At 62.0% G+C, this 17,082-nt stretch carries 19 protein-coding genes; all 19 read left to right on the top strand.

The features are described from left to right. Positions 1 to 454: 454 nt before the first annotated feature. Complete coding sequence (locus FHS54_RS01295) at positions 455 to 628, top strand: DUF465 domain-containing protein (protein ID WP_167301977.1); 174 nt, start codon at positions 455 to 457, stop codon at positions 626 to 628. A 335-nt stretch (positions 629 to 963) separates the two neighbouring features. Then, positions 964 to 1,725, top strand: coding sequence for a helix-turn-helix transcriptional regulator (locus FHS54_RS01300; RefSeq protein ID WP_167301978.1), 762 nt, complete (start codon positions 964 to 966; stop codon positions 1,723 to 1,725). A gap of 16 nt (positions 1,726 to 1,741) precedes the next feature. After that, positions 1,742 to 2,485 (top strand): LuxR family transcriptional regulator, encoded by a 744-nt coding sequence (locus FHS54_RS01305; RefSeq protein WP_208404715.1) that lies wholly within the window; start codon positions 1,742 to 1,744, stop codon positions 2,483 to 2,485. A gap of 72 nt (positions 2,486 to 2,557) precedes the next feature. After that, on the top strand, positions 2,558 to 3,163 hold the full coding sequence (locus tag FHS54_RS01310; protein ID WP_167301980.1) for an acyl-homoserine-lactone synthase: 606 nt from the start codon (positions 2,558 to 2,560) through the stop codon (positions 3,161 to 3,163). 10 nt (positions 3,164 to 3,173) lie between these two features. Then, a complete protein-coding gene (locus FHS54_RS01315; RefSeq protein ID WP_167301981.1) occupies positions 3,174 to 4,118 on the top strand; it encodes a phytanoyl-CoA dioxygenase family protein in 945 nt (314 codons plus the stop codon). Positions 4,119 to 4,168: 50 nt separating this feature from the next. Continuing rightward, positions 4,169 to 4,510, top strand: coding sequence for a hypothetical protein (locus FHS54_RS01320; RefSeq protein ID WP_167301982.1), 342 nt, complete (start codon positions 4,169 to 4,171; stop codon positions 4,508 to 4,510). Further along, positions 4,507 to 5,175 carry a lytic transglycosylase domain-containing protein gene (locus tag FHS54_RS01325; protein ID WP_167301983.1) on the top strand — a complete coding sequence of 223 codons (669 nt, stop codon included), beginning with the start codon at positions 4,507 to 4,509 and terminating at the stop codon, positions 5,173 to 5,175. Before FHS54_RS01320 ends, FHS54_RS01325 begins: the two co-directional genes overlap by 4 nt. Further along, on the top strand, positions 5,172 to 5,510 hold the full coding sequence (locus FHS54_RS01330) for a TrbC/VirB2 family protein (RefSeq protein WP_167301984.1): 339 nt from the start codon (positions 5,172 to 5,174) through the stop codon (positions 5,508 to 5,510). The genes FHS54_RS01325 and FHS54_RS01330 overlap by 4 nt, the downstream gene beginning before the upstream one ends. Then, positions 5,507 to 5,857: a VirB3 family type IV secretion system protein gene (locus FHS54_RS01335; RefSeq protein ID WP_167301985.1), complete on the top strand. Its 351-nt coding sequence runs from the start codon at positions 5,507 to 5,509 to the stop codon at positions 5,855 to 5,857. Before FHS54_RS01330 ends, FHS54_RS01335 begins: the two co-directional genes overlap by 4 nt. Next, positions 5,844 to 8,261, top strand: coding sequence for a VirB4 family type IV secretion/conjugal transfer ATPase (locus FHS54_RS01340; protein WP_167301986.1), 2,418 nt, complete (start codon positions 5,844 to 5,846; stop codon positions 8,259 to 8,261). The genes FHS54_RS01335 and FHS54_RS01340 overlap by 14 nt, the downstream gene beginning before the upstream one ends. 3 nt (positions 8,262 to 8,264) lie before the next feature. Beyond that, complete coding sequence (locus FHS54_RS01345; protein WP_167301987.1) at positions 8,265 to 8,981, top strand: TrbJ/VirB5 family protein; 717 nt, start codon at positions 8,265 to 8,267, stop codon at positions 8,979 to 8,981. Then, positions 8,981 to 9,184 (top strand): EexN family lipoprotein, encoded by a 204-nt coding sequence (locus FHS54_RS01350; RefSeq protein WP_167301988.1) that lies wholly within the window; start codon positions 8,981 to 8,983, stop codon positions 9,182 to 9,184. Before FHS54_RS01345 ends, FHS54_RS01350 begins: the two co-directional genes overlap by 1 nt. 17 nt (positions 9,185 to 9,201) lie before the next feature. Then, entirely contained in the window at positions 9,202 to 10,146 is a 945-nt protein-coding gene (locus FHS54_RS01355; protein ID WP_167301989.1) for a TrbL/VirB6 family protein, read from the top strand. Positions 10,147 to 10,480: 334 nt separating this feature from the next. Continuing rightward, entirely contained in the window at positions 10,481 to 11,179 is a 699-nt protein-coding gene (locus FHS54_RS01360; RefSeq protein WP_167302646.1) for a VirB8 family type IV secretion system protein, read from the top strand. Continuing rightward, complete coding sequence (gene virB9 / locus FHS54_RS01365; RefSeq protein ID WP_167301990.1) at positions 11,176 to 12,033, top strand: P-type conjugative transfer protein VirB9; 858 nt, start codon at positions 11,176 to 11,178, stop codon at positions 12,031 to 12,033. The genes FHS54_RS01360 and virB9 overlap by 4 nt, the downstream gene beginning before the upstream one ends. Before the next feature lie 3 nt (positions 12,034 to 12,036). Then, a complete protein-coding gene (virB10, locus tag FHS54_RS01370) occupies positions 12,037 to 13,260 on the top strand; it encodes a type IV secretion system protein VirB10 (protein ID WP_167301991.1) in 1,224 nt (407 codons plus the stop codon). Positions 13,261 to 13,263: 3 nt separating this feature from the next. Continuing rightward, positions 13,264 to 14,268, top strand: a complete 1,005-nt coding sequence (gene virB11 / locus FHS54_RS01375) for a P-type DNA transfer ATPase VirB11 (RefSeq protein WP_167301992.1) — start codon at positions 13,264 to 13,266, stop codon at positions 14,266 to 14,268. Further along, entirely contained in the window at positions 14,252 to 16,213 is a 1,962-nt protein-coding gene (locus FHS54_RS01380) for a type IV secretory system conjugative DNA transfer family protein (protein ID WP_167301993.1), read from the top strand. Before virB11 ends, FHS54_RS01380 begins: the two co-directional genes overlap by 17 nt. After that, positions 16,203 to 17,066, top strand: a complete 864-nt coding sequence (locus FHS54_RS01385) for an LPD7 domain-containing protein (RefSeq protein WP_167301994.1) — start codon at positions 16,203 to 16,205, stop codon at positions 17,064 to 17,066. Before FHS54_RS01380 ends, FHS54_RS01385 begins: the two co-directional genes overlap by 11 nt. Positions 17,067 to 17,082: the final 16 nt, after the last annotated feature.

Here is a 17,082-nt window from a genome sequence, read left to right on the forward strand (position 1 = left end):
AAGCCAAGAGTTTAAAAACTTAGGCTTTAGCTAATTCGCTTCTGTTAGAAGCGAGACGTTTTTTCACGATAGCATCCTCACTCTGCGTAGAGCGGCGCCAATTGTTTGGACTGTGCCGATTGCTAAGTCGTAGTGAGGCAGGACTTATCATGACGTTTACCCCCTATCTCAGGCCACCCCCCCGAACCCCTTCCTTGTTCCTGATCGGATGCCGCTGTCCGATCAGGCGCGCGACATGAAATCACATCACCACTTGGTGATCATGCAAGGAAATATAGTCGTGGGTAAGAAGAAAATGGCTGGTAATCGAGAACCTCGTAAGCCGAAGAAAGAGAAGCTTCCGAATTCTCCCCCGAATACTGTTAGTAACCTTCTGAATAGAGAAAAGTCGTCCGCAAAATCGGACAAGTAGATAACTTGTCTCGCATGTTTCAAACCAGGAAAGGAAGAGCATATGTCTGCTCGGCTCATTGGACGCTTGAAAGCCGCCCATGAGAGAATCAGCAAGCAGATCGAGCTTGAGAGCAACCTTCTCCAGCCCGATGAAGCGCGCTTGAGCAAGCTGAAGAAGACCAAACTCTCGCTGAAGGATCGCATGGCGCGCATCTCGGCGAGCTTGTCCGCCTAACGAAGACGAGGTCTGGCGACTTTTTCGCCGGACCTCGATAAAAAAGGAAGGGCTTGTCGCCAGACGATGCTCAGCGCGCCCATCGATGAGTGCGCGCAGTCCGCACACTCGCCATCCGAGAGATGTTACCACGACGAATGGACATTCCAGCAAGACCAACACGATCACCCGAGTTTTTCGGCTTTGAACACCAGAACTAAGCCGCTGCCATCGGATCATGGGCTCTTTGGTCTGCGAAGCATCTTGCGAATCATTCTCAACTCGCCGTAATAATCGTCGCGCTGACCGCTTAGCGCTGGACGGGTAGTCGTGCTGGCGGCGAGCTTCGACCGTCTATGGCGAACAGGATAAAAGATTGCGGCCGTCTGGATGACCTCACGCGTTTCGCAGAGGAATGTGCGCGTGCTGAAAACCTCGGCGATTTGCAAGGCACGATCGATGCGGCCGTGCGCGAACTCGGCTTCCGCTGGTTCACGCTGCTCCACAATGTCGATCTTCGGCACGGAGGCGGGCAGCGCCTGTTCCTCACCACCTATCCGCCGGCCTGGCTCGAGGAGGTGCTCGAGGAGCGCCACTATATCGAGGACCCCATCCACGCGGCCTGCGCCCGCACGCCATCGGGGCTCGCCTGGGATCGGGTGGGCGACGTGCTTGAGCTTTCGTCGCGCCAGCGAAGCATCCTGAAACGCGCCAGGGATCATGACCTTGCAGCGGGCTATAGCTTGCCGATCAGGACGCCGGGCGAGCCTGAGGCGATTTTCACCGTCGCCCGACCGCGTGATGAACCGCTGGATGCGGCGGAAATTCTCACCGCCCGGTTGCTGGGTTCGGTCGCTTATGACCGGGCGCGCGAACTGCTCGGCGAAGAGATGAGGACCTTGGCGTTTGTTTCCCTCAGTCCGCGTCAGGTCGAATGCATCGCGCTTGTGGCCCAGGGGAAGAGCGATTGGGAGATTGCCCAGATCCTCGGGCTTAGCCGCGACACCGTGCACGAATATGTGGAATCTGCGCGTCGGCGCTACGGCGTTCGGCGCCGAACGCAGCTGGTACTGCGCGCGGTTCGCGACGGTCATCTCAACATGGACGCGCTCCTCTGATCTCGCTTGGGCCGTGATGATCGGGCTTGGCCAAGTTCAGGAATTCTGCGCGGTTGCCGCGACAATCAGGGACAGTCGAGCACTCGCCGGCCTGATGGCCGAGATCACGCGTGAGATGGGTTTTCGGTACTATGCCCTGGTCCACCATATCGACCTCAAGCCAGCGGTGAGCTCAGTCCATATCGTCGATTATCCGCCGGACTGGGTGGAGTGCTTCCAGGCGCGTCGCCTCTATGCCAGTGACCCGATCCACCGTGCCAGCCACCGCACGAACGTCGGCTTTGCCTGGTCGGCGGTTCAATCCCTGATCACGCTCAGCGCTGCTGATCGGTCGATCCTGGCGGAGGCGCACGACGCCGGGCTGGGCGATGGTTTCACGGTTCCTGCCCACATTCCTGGTGAGGTGAATGGGTCCTGCTCATTCGCCATGGGGTCAGGCGACGTGCTCGATCAACGACAGCTCCCGCTCGTCCAACTCATTGGCAGCTTCGCATTCGAAGCTGCGCGCAGACTGTCCCGGCAAACCCAAGCTCGATGCGAAGGCCCCAGCCTGACTGAGCGGCAGGCTGAATGTGTGGCGCTGGTCGCCCGCGGGAAGACCGACTGGGAGATCAGCCAGATCCTCGGCATTGGGCAGGAAACGGTGATCCAGCATGTCAAGGATGCGCGCGACCGCTACGGTGTCACGAAGCGCACGCTTCTGGCGATCCGCGCCTTGTTCGATGGACAGATCAGCTTCGCAGATGTTTTCGGCCGATGATCTCCCCAGGACTGGGGATAACCGAAAGGACGCGGGCCTGATCGACTGACCGCCTCACCAAAGGAGGCTGTCATGCATATTGAAACCGGCGCTGCCCGCGCCATGGAAACCCGCCTGTTCCGTTCGATGTTCGAGGAACGCAAACGGGTATTCGTCGATCTTCTGCACTGGGACGTGCCGGTCCTCGCCGGCCGCTATGAAATTGACCAGTTCGACAATGACTCTGCCGTCTACATCGTGATAGCCGACGCCGAAGGCGAGCATCTTGCCTCGGCGCGGCTGCTTCCCACGACCGGTGACCATATTCTCGGCACCATTTTCCCCGAGCTATGTGAACAAGCGCCTCCCCGGGGTGGTGCGATCCTCGAGATCACGCGCTTTTGCCTTGCACGACGATTGCGGGCACGAGAGCGCCTGGAGGTGCGCAACCGGTTGGTGTCCGCGCTCGTCGAATATGCGCTGCGCAATCGAATCCAAAGCTACACCGGCGTCGCTGAGTGGCCCTGGTTCCAGCAGATCCTGAGCTTTGGCTGGGCCTGCCGCCCCCTCGGCCTGCCCGGTTCGACAAGCTGCCTTGTCGCCTTGCAGATCGACATCGATGGCCGCACGCGTGAGCAGTTGCAGGCCAGCGGCATCTGGCGCCCGGTCGCCCTCGCCGAATTTGCCAAGGCTGCTTGAGGAGGGCGCCGTGACGAATCTCTCCCCCTATGGCCAAGCTGTTGACCCTACGGTCGATGACGATCTGGAGCGGCACGGCTTCTGCGTGTTGCGGGACATCGCATCCAAGACAGAGATCGCGGAGATTGATCACGCCCTCGATCCACGTTTTGCCGCCACACCCTTTTGTCAGGGCGGCTTCTACGGTCCGCGCACCAAGCGCTTCGGCGGCCTTTTGAAACGCATACCTGCTGTCGAGCGGCTCGTGCGCCATCCCGCGATCATGCGCTTGGTGCGTTTGGTCCTCGACCCCTGGTGCGATACGATCCAGCTCAACCTGACGCAGGCGCTCGAACTGCATCCAGGAGCCACGGCGCAGTTTCCTCACAGGGATCAGGATATGTGGCGCGGCCCGACCGGCGAGATCGAATATCTTGTCAATGTGATGTGGCCGATTTCTCCGTTCAAGGCTGAAAACGGCGCCACGTTGATCTGGCCCGGGAGCCATAATGCCGGCTCCACGCAGGACGCACAGCCCGTGGCGGTTGAGGCAGAGCCGGGCTCGGCGATCTTCTTCCTCGGTTCTACGCTGCATGGCGCCGGCGCGAACATGACCGGCGCGATCCGGCGTGGCATCATCGTCAGTTATTGCCTGGGCTGGCTGAAGCCCTACGAGAATCAATGGCTGACCTATCCGCCCGATGCGGCCCGTGCGTTCGATCCAGAGCTTGCCGCGCTGGTCGGCTACCAGCAGCACCGCCCCAATCTCGGCAATTATGATGGCCAATGCCCGTCCATCCTGCTCGAGGGCAATCCACCAGAATATTTGGCGGCGATCGATGCGTTGCGCCCCGATCAGGAAGGTGCGCTGGCCGAATTCCTGGACCAGCAAAGAGCAGGCCAACTCCCCCCGGCTGGGGGGATTGCCGAAATCGGAGCCGGGCGGAACAAAAGAGAGGTGAAATCCAACGGATAGCCGACGCCAATTCCCAACGCGGGAGGTGTCTCTCGCGGGGGAATGACCCGATGCAACATGTGATTCTCAGCCTGGCGGTGCTCGCCATGGGCACCGCCCTTCAACCGACTCCCGCGCGAGCGAATGACTTGGGCTGCCAGGTTCTCCTGTGCCTTTCCAATCCCGGTGGCGCGACGCAATATGCCCAGTGCGTCGCGCCCATGACCAAGCTGTGGCAGCGCTTGGCCACCGGCGGCTCCTTTCCCGGCTGTAGCGGCGGCGGTGTCGCTCGTACCAAGGTCTACGATCGCGATTCCGCAACGCGGCGCCGGGTTGTCATGACCTTCAGCGATGGACGCCGCGAGACCTACTCGCTGGCCCATATCGAGCGGCTGCAGGACGGCGTTCGATGATCCTCGACCTCGCCAGTCTTCTCGCCCTTGCAGGCTCATGCGCGCCAAGCGTGGCGCCTGAGACGCTGATCTCGATCGTTCACACGGAAAGCCGGTTCAACACGCTGGCGATCGGGGTCAACAGTCCGGGTGCGCGCAAGCCGGTGCCGGCGACGAGGGCACAGGCGATTGCCGCCGCGCGTCGCCTCATTCGCCAAGGCTACAACATCGACTTGGGCTTGGGGCAGATCAACAGTGCCAACCTCGGATGGTTGGGTCTGTCGGTGGAGGATGCCTTCGAACCGTGCCGCAACCTTGCCGCCGCCGCGCGGGTGTTGACGACCAACTATCAGTCGGTGGCGCACTCCGCCCAGAGTTCGGACCATGCGATCGCAACAGCGCTCTCGCTCTACAATACCGGCGATCGGCGGCGCGGCTTTCGCAATGGTTATGTCGCCCGCGTCTATGCCAGCGCGTCGACCGTCATCCCCCTGATCCGCGGCAGCCGCCCAGCGCCGGTGATGCCGACGCCTGTCCGGCTTGCCGCCGCGGCGAGCGTCGATCCGCAGCCCTCCGCCCGCGCGGCGACGCCGGCGGCCGGCTGGACCATCGCCGCCGATGCCCGGCAGGCCTCGCTCATGGTCTTCGGCGACGAGGTCACTTCTCAGAAAGGACAGCATCCATGACAGCGATCACCGCTCGCCTGGGCTCCCAGCCCCAATGGGCGCGTCTTTTGCTGCGCATCGCCGCCATCGTCGGCTTGGCGGTGCTTCTCTCGCTGCTTCTGAGCGATCCCGCGCATGCGCAAGGCGCGGACGGCATCACCTCGATGGCCGAGAACATCAAGACGTGGCTGACGGGAACCTTTGCCAAGACGATTGCGGTCATCGCCGTCGTCATCGTCGGTTTCATGTTCTTCACCGGACGGGCGAGCCTCGGCCTGTTGGTGACGGTCATCGTCGGCATTTTCATCGTCTTCAGCGCGCAGTGGATCGTCGATACCATTACGGGTGGCGCGTGAACGAGGCGGCGGCCTCGAACGAGCGGCTGCGCGAGGAAACGCTTTTCCTTGCGGTGACGCGGCCGACGATGTGGCTGGGCGTGCCGCTCGAAGCGTCCTTGCCGATTGCGCTTGCTGCCTGTCTTACCCTGATCGTCAGCGGCAATCCACTTTACGCGGCGGCCATCGGCGGCGCGTGCCTTGCGGTGGCGCGCCTCATCGTGCGCCACGACGCCAATGCCTTTCGCCTGCTATGGTTGTGGACCTTGACCAAGGCGCGCTGCCGGAACCGCAGCTGGTGGGGCGGTAGTTCCTATTCGCCGCTGCCGGTCGCGGGGATGCAGCGCAAGGGCTTTGCGCGTGGCTAGCGCCGCCGCCCAGCTGTCGCCACGCAAGACCCCCTGGCGGGTTCTGGCCCGAGAGGCGGAGCCCGGGCGCTATCTGCCCTATGCCCGCCATGTGACGCCCGATGTGATTGCGCTCGATAGCGGCGATCTCATGATGATGTTCCGTCTCGAAGGGCTGGCTTTCGAGACGGCTGATCCGATCCAGCTCAACGATTGGCACGAGAAGCTCAACGGCACCTGGCGCAACATCGCCGACGATCGGCTTGCGATTTGGACCCACATCGTCCGCTCAGCCGTAGGGGACTATCCCGAAGGGCAGTTCCGCTCAAAGTTCGCCGCCGAGCTCGACGGTAAATATCGGGCGCGCGTCACCGCCAAGCGGATGTTCGTCAATGAGCATTATCTGACGCTGCTCATGCGTCCGGCCGTCGGATCGGCCGACCGGACCGGGCTGCTGCTCAAGCGGATCGCGAAAGCTAAGGTCGCAGAGGAGGAGGTCGATCCCGATGAACTGGCGCGCTTCGAGGAGAAGGCGCGCGACATCGAGAAGCTGCTCCGCCGCTGCAGACCGGCGCGCCTGGCTCTCTACGAGCATAATGGTCTGATCTTCTCCGCCCCGCTTGAGGTGCTCGAGCAAGTGATGATGGGTGCGCGATCCAGGGTTCCGCTCGTCCGCGGTCATCTGGGATCCGCGCTTTACGGCGAGCGCGTGATTTTCGGACGTGAGACGGTCGAGATCCGTGCCCATGACACGAGCCGCTGGCAGGGCATCTTCGGCATCAGGGAATATCCCGCGCTGACGCGCCCGGGACAGATGAATGCCTTGCTCGGCCAGGATTTCGCCTTCGTCGTCTCGCAATCCTTCACCTTCATGGGCAAGGCGCGGGCGGCGGAACGGCTGCGCCGCCGGCAAAACCAGATGGCCTCGACCGAGGATGCCGCCGCGAGCCAGGCGCTCGATCTCGCCGATGCCGCCGACGATCTGCAAAGCAATCGGTTCGTGCTCGGGGAGCATCATTTCTCGCTGGCGGTCTTCGCCGAGAGCCAGAGGCAGCTTGCCGACAATCTCTCGGCCGCGCGCGCGGCACTGGCCGATGCCGGTTTGGTGGCGGCGCGCGAAGGACCAGCCCTTGAAGCGGCGTTCTGGGCGCAGCTGCCTGGAAATTTCGCATGGCGGTCGCGGCCGGCGGCGATCACCTCGCGCAATTTTGCTGCCTTGGCACCGTTCCATACCTATCCCGCCGGCCGGGCCAAGGGCAACCATTGGGGGCCTGCGATCGCCATGATGAAAACGGCCGCGCAATCGCCCTATTATTTCAACTTCCATGTCGGCGATTTGGGCCACACACTGATCATCGGTCCGTCTGGCGCGGGTAAGACCGTCGTCCAGAATTTTCTGATGGCGCAGCTCGAGAAGACGGGCGCCCAGCAGATCTTCATCGACAAGGACCGCGGCGCGGAGATCTATGTCCGGTCCGCGGGCGGGATCTATCTGACGCTGAAGAATGGCGAGCCTACAGGTTTCGCACCTCTGCGGGCCCTCGACTATGGTCCGCGCAATCTTGTCTTCCTGGGGCGCCTGATCCGGCAGCTGGTGACGCCGGGCGGAGGTCAGCTCGGCGTCACGCAGGAACGCATGATCGACGAGGGGCTGGCCTCGCTCGGGCGCCTCGCGCCGGAGGATCGCTCCATTCTGGCGCTTCGCCAGCTGCTCGGCCAGCGTGACCCTGAAGGCATTGGTGCCCGGCTGGAGAAATGGGCGCGGGGCGGTTCGCTCGGCTGGGTGTTCGACAATGAGATCGACGCCCTATCGCTCGAAGCGGCGTTTGTCGGCTTCGACATGACGGATTTTCTCGATAACCCCGAAGTCCGCACGCCGCTCATGATGTACATGTTCCACCGGATCGACGGTCTCCTCGACGGTCGGCGGCTTGTGATCGACATCGACGAATTCTGGAAAGCCTTGGGTGACGACGTCTTCCGCGCCTTCGCGCAGGACGGCCTCAAGACCTACCGCAAGCAGAATGCCTTTCTTGTCTTCGGCACGCAAAGCCCTGCGGATGCGCTGCGCTCGGACATTTCGCACAGCATTTTGGAACAGGTCGCGACCAAGATCTTGCTTCCCAACCCCTACGGTCGCGAAACGGACTATGTCGATGGGCTCGGCCTGACCCAGGCGGAATTCAAACTCATCCGCCATGATTTGAATCCGGAATCCCGCCGGTTCCTGGTCAAGCAAGGCCATGACTCGATCGTCGTTGAACTCGATCTTGGCGGTCTCTCGGACGAACTCGCCGTGCTCTCGGGCACCACGGAAACGGTGACGCTGCTCGACGCTATCCGCGCCGAGGTCGGCGACGATCCCGAAAACTGGCTGCCTCTCTTTCACCAGCAGCGTCGGTCTCCATCGAGCAGGAAAGGATGAGCTATGCGTAAAGGCAAAATCGCAGCGATCGGTGCGATTATCCTGGGAACGGCGGGTCCGGCCGCCGCCCAGGGTATACCGGTCTATGACAGCTCCGGCTATTTGCAGGCGCTCGCCACGGTCAAGAACACCCTGTCGATGATCGAGCAGGGCAAGGAGCAGATCGCGGAGGCCAAGCAGCTCTACGGCAGCTTCAATCAGGTCACCGACGTCAATGGCATTGCCCCGTCGCTTTCCACCGACACGATGCGCCATCTGCTGCCGCGCGAGGCCCGCGACCTCGGCAGGTTGATGTCGTCGGACAATGCCAGCCTGGGATCGCTTGGCAGTGCCGCGACCCGGATTCGCGATGCCAACCGCATTGCGCTGCCGGACCTGCGGCCAGGCGCCTCAGCCTATGAGCGCGCGTCGCGCGACACTCTGTTGCGAAATGGCGATCTAGCCGCCCGCGATGCCGCGATCGCGGAATCGGCCTATGGCGTCTCGGCCCAACGCACAACGGGCTTGGAAGAACTGCGCACCTCGCTCGATACGGCTTCGGACGCGAAACAGGTCATGGACATCCAGGCAAGGGTAGGGGTCGAAAACGCCCACATCCAGAATGATGCCCTGCAGTTGCAGGCGCTGCGGATGCGGCAGGAGTCAGAACGTCGTCTTCAGATGCAGCGCGACGATGAACAGGATTTAGCCGACCTGTCGGCAAGTTTGGGAGGCTCGTAATGCTCCGGGCCATTGTCGTAAGCGTTACTTTGGTTGGCTTGCTCGGCTGCAAACCGCCGACCGGAAAAGATGAGTATCGCAGTAACTCCGATCTGCGAAATCAAACGCTCAGGGACTGTGCGAACGGGACCCATCCAAGTTCCCGTGAGTGCATCAATGCTCAGGACGTTAAAGATCTCGATGACCTGAAGCGATCGCTTTGACAGCGAGCTGACACGCCATGGCCTCTACACTGTTCAACGATTTCTATCTGCAGGTCGACAATCATTTGGACCTGTTCCTCAACGAACGTCTTCAAAACGTAGTTGAGGTTGTTCGCGGGCCACTCGCCGTCGGGCTTGTCATTTATATCGCTTTGTTCGGCTACATGGTGATGCGCGGCATCATTAGCGAGCCCTGGGGCGAACTATTCTACCGGATGGTCAAGCTCTGCCTGCTGTATATTGCCGCAACGACGGTCGCCTATTCCGAGTGGATCACCACACCTCTTTTTCATGGGATGCCCGACGCACTCTCGCAGGCACTCTCCGGGCGGACCATCACCAGCGTGGGCGCGGCATTTGATGACTACTTCAATCAAGCCGACAGCATAGTTCTCCTAATTCGCGCCAAAGCTGCGACGTATATTGAAATTAATCCGATGCGCTTGGTGCTGATCGCACTAGCCGTTTGCATCTACGCGCTGGCAGGATTGTCCGCCGCGATCGGGTTTGCAATTACTATTTTTGCCAAAATAGCGCTGGCCATCATTATCGCCCTAGGGCCAATTTTCATTGCACTTGCATTGTTTGAACCGACGCGCCGCTTCTTTCATGGATGGCTCGGGCAGGTCTTCAACTACATAGTTCTCATGGGAGTGATCATCGCGATCACGACGCTCATTTCTGATTTGGGCAGCATCGCAATCGCAGCTGCAGAATCGAAAGCTGATGTGACAATCGGTGCGGTTCTTTTCGCGGTCTATCTCTTTCTCGGGACCATCTTCTTCTTCCAGGCTCCGGCCATCGCCACCGGAATTGCCGGCGGTGCCGCTGCGGGGGTTGGTGTCTTCGCCGGGACCGCCTGGGGGACGATGGCATCTCCCTTCCGACAACGCCGCATTGCGCGCAACAGCCGCAATCTGGAGCGCGCCGCTCGTCGGGGCGGCTCCATCGAAACGGCATAGCGAGACATCACCATGACCTTGCCCTGTCCTCAAAAATCGACGTTCACCATCCGCCAGGTTACTTTCTGCCTGATCGGCAGTCTTCCATTGCTTGGCCTCGCGGCATGCGCTTCCGGACCCAAGAAGTTGGCCGTTTGTAACGGGCACCATCTGCGTGACGTGAATATCTATGGGAGCGTTCTGCCCGGATCGCCGGTGCCGGCGACTACAGCGCCGCGCCCTGCGCCGCCCATTCCTCCCTTGTCTCGTCCGCAGGTGGGCGATCCACCGCCTCCGCCCGCAGTTCCAGCGCCTCCGGACGACAAGGTTTCCTTTGCGCCAAGGGACATTCGTTATGCGAGTTGCTGACAATGGCGCGGAGGCGGTGCCTGGTTCCGGGCTCAAACGCTATTTCCAGGAAGCGCGAAGCTGGGACCAGGACAGGGTTCGATCGGCATTGCGATCGACACGTATCGCTTGGACCGTGGCGGCGCTAACCTCGGTGCTTGCGGCCGCATCTATTTTTGCTGTCGCCGCGCTGGCCCCGCTCAAGACTGTCGTGCCCTATGTCATTCGGGTCAATCAGACGACGGGCGCGGTGGATGTCCAGACGGCGCTGACCCAGCGGCCGATGCGCTATGATGAGGCGGTCACAAAATACTTTCTCGCGCAATATGTCCGGACGCGTGAAAGCTGGATACCGGCGGCGGCCGAGGAGAATTTCCGCTTCGTGACGATCCTGTCGCAGCCTGCGGAGCAGCAGCGCTGGGCGCGCTTCTTCAGCAACAACAATGCCACTAGTCCGCAGAACGCCTGGGGGAAGAACGTCGTTGTGCAAGCACGAGTGCGCAACATCGCCTTCATCAATGACCGGGTCGCGAACGTGCGCTTTACGCGGGAGATCCAGACCGAGACGGATACACAGAGCAGCGATTGGATCGCCACGGTCACATTCGCTTATGCCAATGCCCCAATGGCCGAGGGCGACCGCTATCGGAACCCGCTCGGCTTCCAGGTCGAGAATTACCGCTCCGATCCGGAGGTGGTCCGATGAAAACATTGGTCGCTGCGGTTTTCATTGCGTTTGCGTCCGCCTCTGCTGCCCATGCGGTCGAGGTCCCGCGTGGCGCTGCGTCTGACCCACGCGTCAAGTTCGTCAATTATGAGGAAGCGCAGGTCTATCGCATCGTCGGGACCTTCCGGACAGCAACCCAAATAGTCCTGAGCGAGGACGAGACGATTCAGCACGTCGCGCTGGGCGACACCGTCTCCTGGGAGGTGGCCGTGGCTGGCCACATCCTGTTCCTTAAGCCGCGCGAACGCGCTGGACCGACCAACCTTATCGTCACCACGTCTCGCGGCGGAACCTTAAGAAGCTATGCCTTTGAACTCACTGCTCGCAGTGGTCCGATCACCGGCCACAACGGCCAGGCCTATTTCCAGGTGCGCTTCCGCTATCCGCGGGACGAGGCGGCGCGGGCCGAACGCCTGAGAGCAGCACAGATCGCGATGCAAGCGGCGGCGCTGGAGGCCCAGGCTGTTCGCGGTGCCCTCGATCATGCGGTGATCGAGGGGCCGCGCAACATGAATTACAAGGTCCAGGGCTCGAGCGATTTGCAGCCGTCAGAGGTCTCCGACAATGGTCAATTCACGGTGTTGCGGTTTCCGGCGAACCGGGAAGTTCCTGCCATTTATCTGGTGAGGCCAGACGGGTCCGAAACGCTGGTCTCCTTCGACGTTCGCGACGAATTCGTTGTCGTTCATTTAGTGGCGCGCCAACTGCGCCTGCGCCGGGGCGGGGAGGTGCTATGCATCTACAACCAGGCGCCCGAACCTTATGGCGTCGATCACGGGACGAATACCGGATCGCCCCATGTCGAGCGCACCATCACCCATCCGCAGGAATGAGCCATGGCCGATGAACCATCCCCTGTCGTGCGCCCGCTGCCCGGTGCCGATCCAACGCCCGAAAGGGACGAAATCCTTCATGAGCGGGGAATCGAACCGATTGGCGGCATGACGTCCGCGCGGCGCAACACCGCGCTGATCTTCGCCGGCACGGCAATGGTCCTAGGCATTCTCTGGGTGAATTCCGGCACGGGCCAGCAATCCTCGTCTCGTGACCTCACCGCGCCGGCAGGCGCAGCCCGCGAACGACCCGATATCGTCGCTCGGGAAACCGTCGATTATTCCGCGGTCGCGCCTCAACGCCGGTCGCTCGGGTCAGCCGGCGCAGCCCCCAACGCGCCTGTGCTCAATCCTGCAGCTGGCGTTCCCGGCCCTGACGGTCAAATTGTGCCCGCCATGCAGCCGGGCGCAGCACCGAGCGGGGCCAGTGCCCCCCGGCCAACGCTTGCCGAGCAGGCACGGCGGTCCACGCTGATTGCCTATGGAGGTCGCGATCTTGGCCGCGAGGCTGGCGCCCCCACAGCTGCAGGGGCCGTGGGCGAAGCGCCCGGCAACGCTGCCGGAGCGCCAGAGAGCGGCGAGGGAAGGACGCCCAACGCGCTCGATCTCTTGCGGCAAAGTTCGTCGATTGGGGAAGCGCGGGCATCGATGCTGCCGAACCGCAACTTCCTGATTACAGCGGGCACGTTGATCCCCTGTATCCTACAAACCGCGATCAATTCCGCGCAGCCCGGTTACACGTCCTGCCTGATCCCGCGGGACGTCTATTCCGAGAATGGCCGGGTCGTACTCATGGAAAAGGGCACGCGGGTTCTCGGCGAATATCGCGGCGGCATCCAGCAAGGGCAAAATCGCCTGTTCGTCCTCTGGACGCGGGCGGTCACGCCCCAAGGCGTGCGGATCGATCTTGCCTCGCCTGGCTCCGATGCGCTCGGCCGAGCGGGGCTTGCCGGCGCGGTCGACAGCTTTTTCTGGGCGCGCTTTGGCGGCGCCCTGCTCCTCTCGCTCGTCGATGATGCCGCTTATATCGCCGGGCAAGCCGCCTCTAGCGGCAATGGCAATTTCAACAATGTGATCCGGGCGCCGAGCGAAGGCGCGGCGATCGCCTTGCAGAACAATATCAATATCCGGCCGGTGCTGAAGAAGAACCAAGGCGAGGAGGTCGGCATCTTCGTCGCCAAGGATTTCAACTTCGCCGACGTCTACAAACTGGAACTGCAGCGGTAAGCCATGCGCGATACCGCCGTCCTCCGTCACTATCTCGCGCCGCTCCTGCCGCTCCTGGAGCCGGATGATGTCACGGAGCTGGTGGTCAATCGACCGGGGGAAGCGGGAATCGAGGATCGCCAAGGGTGGCGCTGGCAGCAGATGCCGGAGCTGGACAGCGACTGGCTGGGGACGCTCGCCGTTGCTGCGGCGAGCTTCACGCACCAGGACATCGATGGACAGTCCCCGATCTGTTCGACGGTCCTGCCAGGTGGAGAGCGCTGCCAGATCGTCATACCGTCGGTCACCCCAAGCGGTTGTCCTTCCTTTACGATCCGCAAGCCATCGACTGTGACCCTGCCGATCGATCAACTGGCTGGGGCTGGGCTGTTTCGCGCGACGCGCGCCAGCGCCAAGGGTCTCACCGATGTCGATGCGCGGTTAGTCGCGCTGCGCGACGCCGGCGACTGGCCGGAATTCTTCAAGGTCGCCGTTCCTGCCCGCAAGAACATTCTGGTCAGTGGCGCCACGGGTTCGGGAAAGACGACCCTCGCGAAAGCCCTCATCCAGCTTATCCCTCCGGAGGAGCGGTTGCTCACCATCGAGGACACCCGAGAACTCGTCGTGCCTCATCGCAATGTCGTCCATATGGTCTATTCGAGCGAAGGGCAGGGCTTGGCCAAGGTTGGCGCCAAGCAGCTGCTCGAGAGCGCGCTGCGCATGCGGCCCGACCGCATCCTGCTGCAGGAGCTGCGTGATGGCACGGCCTTCTTCTATCTGAGGAACGTCAATTCCGGGCATCCCGGATCGATCACGACTGTCCACGCCGGTTCACCCGCCGGCGCGTTTGAACAGCTAACGCTGCTTGTCAAGGAATCGGAAGGCGGACGCGATCTCGCCCGCGACGATATTCGCGGGCTCCTTCGCATGCTTGTCGACGTCGTTGTGCAGACACGCCGTCACAGCGGGCGGTTTGAGGTCGAAGAGATCTATTTCGAGCCGAGGATGGGCGATGCTGGCGCAGCGTAATCCGTGGGCGATCGGCTTATGCGCGATCGGCGCGATCCTGCTTTGGGCGGTCATCACCCTGTTCGTTGCCCTGTTCGGGCTCGGGCAGATTGGACCGAATATCGATCTGGGCACTCTGCCGGCCTGGCTCTGGTATTATCGCGGCGATCCGCTGCTCGCTGACTGGATCAGGCGGGGCGCGATGGCCGGCGCAGCCGTAGTCGCGCTTCTTGTCCTCACGATCCTGCGGCAAGGCCCAGCCTTGCATGGCAGGGCGCGGTTTGCGCGCGAGGGCGAAATCCGACGCGAGGGGCTGCGCGCGCCATCTGGCATTGTCGTTGGACGCAAAGCAGGACGTTTCCTCATTTTCGGCGGGAACGAGCATGTCCTGCTCGAAGCGCCTACGCGCGCGGGCAAGGGTGTAGGTGTTGTCATCCCCAATCTGCTGACCTGGCCGGATTCAGTCGTCGTGCTTGATGTGAAGCGGGAGAATTGGAGTATCAGCGCCGGTTATCGCCAACGTGCCGGCCAATCCGTTTACCTCTTCGATCCGTTGGACCCAGATGGCCGGACGGCACGGTACAATCCCCTGGGCCATATCCGGCGAGCCGATGACACCGAAGTCGTCAACGAGCTTCAGAAAATCGCGGTCATGCTCTTCCCTGCGCCGGAACGATCGGACCCGTTCTGGGCCGAGGCGGCGCGGGCGGCCTTCATCGGCGTCGGTGCGCTCGTTGCTGCCAATCCTGGCATGCCCTTCACGATTGGCGAGATCTATCGACGGCTCACCACGGGGGATCCCAAGAGCGATCTTCCCAAGGCCCTGGAAGAGGCGAGGGGGGCGGGACAGCGCCTAAGTCAGGCATGCGTCTCGGCAATCCAGGATTTCGCCTCGGCTTCGGACAATACCTTTTCGGGGATCAAGCAGACGATCACGACGCGGCTCAATCTCTGGCTCAACCCTGTGGTCGATGCCGCGACCTCACAGAGCGATTTCGATCTGCGCGAAGTCCGGTCGCGGCGCATGTCGATCTATCTCGGGGTCTCGCCCGACAATATCGACCGGATCGCGCCAATTTACAGTCTTTTCCTGCAACAGCTGGTGGATCTCAACACGCGCGATTTGCCCGATGCTGCCAGCAATGTCCCAGTCCTGATCCTGCTCGATGAATTCGCAAGGCTCGGGAAGGCCTCGGTCATCGCGGGCGGTTTTTCCTATGTCGCGGGATATGGCTTGCGTCTGCTACCGGTAATCCAGAGCCGGGCGCAGCTGCGGGCCATTTACGGTCCCGATGTTACCGACGAAATTATCGCCAATTGCGGCCTTGAGGTGGTTTTTACGCCCAAGGAACTGAAGGTCGCGAACGAACTTTCCGAGCGGCTCGGCTTCTTCACCATGAATGTGAAATCGCGCAGCCGAACGATCCATGGGCTGCTGGCCAATCGCAGCATATCGGAATCCGATCAGCGCCGTGCGCTGCTGCTGCCCCAGGAGCTGATGCAAATGCCCAAGACCGAGCTCTTGTTGCTGCGCGGCGGCATCGCGCCGGTTCGTGGCAGGAAGATCGCCTTTTACCGAATGCCGCGCTTCACAAGGCGCGTTTTGTCGCCGCCTATTCTGCCGTCGCGGCCTATCTCCGCTGCGCAGTCTCCAACTGTTCTGCCGACAGACAAGCATCAGGTGGTGTCCCCTAGCAATGACGCGGAGGGACCAACGGCGAAGAGCACGGGCGGGGCCTTGCTGGAGGAGACCAAGATGCGGGAAATGACCGACGGTGAACGGACGCGCGCGGCCGAGATTACCGATGACATGCTGGTCCTAGGCGACCTGACCGACCTGCCGCCGCCCGGCGATGAAGCAGCGGCCATCGCTTTCGTGTCGGCGATGATCGAGCGGGCGCTGGTGCAGCCGGCAGAGCCGTCATCTTCACCCCTCATCCAGGAAAGAGCAGATCATGGCCGATGAAAAACCTGTGGCGCCACGTAGTGCGAGCAAGCGTAGCAATACAATCGGGCAGGTCACGGGAGCCAGGCCGAGGACTGCGGCGCAACCGTCGCCCGAAGCAACCAAGAAGGTGAAGTCGATTGATCCGTCCGTCCTCCAAGCGGCGTCGCCCGGTGACATTCCCGATGCCTTGCGAAAGCGCTATTTCTCCACGACGAGCAAATGGTCGGGCGAGCCCGCATATTTCACGACGGCACAGGCAAAGGAACCGGCGTTCCGCGACCAGGGCAGACGGCTCATCACCTCCAGCGAGAGCGACGAGGTTGTGCGCGATCTCGTTGCCATCGCTCGCCATCGCGGGTGGTCGCACGTCCATGTTACCGGCAGTGAGACGTTCCGAAGGGCGGCTTGGCTCGAAGCCAGTCGCCAAGGTTTGGAAGTGCGGGGATATCGGCCGAGCGAACGGGATTTGCAGGAGCTGGACCGAGTCCGGCGCGATGCTAGTCGCAACAGCATTGCCCCTGCCGTCACGGCGCCGGCGTCGCGCGAACCTAGGCGGGATCGACGCCAGCCCGATGAGGCGTCTAGACAAACACCGTCCGAACAAAGCCGGGAGAAGAATGCGCGGGCGGCCCAGAGCCAGCTTCGCGTGATCGAGACAGTGGTGCGCGCGGCATTATTCGACAATCCCGATGCCGTTGCCAGGGTGATGAAGGTGGCAAATGATAAGGTGCAAACGCATTTGCAGGCGGGCCGGCAGTTTCAGGCAGCAAAGGTGCGGGACACCTCGGTCCGGGCCGTTGAGCCGTCAGGCCGGAACCGGCGGGAACCCGGCAAGGAACGAGCGCCGCTGCAACGATCTCGAGGCCGTTGATCGAGAGGGATTGAGC

The organism is Sphingobium vermicomposti (genome assembly GCF_011762025.1).
In the GTDB taxonomy this organism is placed as follows: domain Bacteria; phylum Pseudomonadota; class Alphaproteobacteria; order Sphingomonadales; family Sphingomonadaceae; genus Sphingobium; species Sphingobium vermicomposti.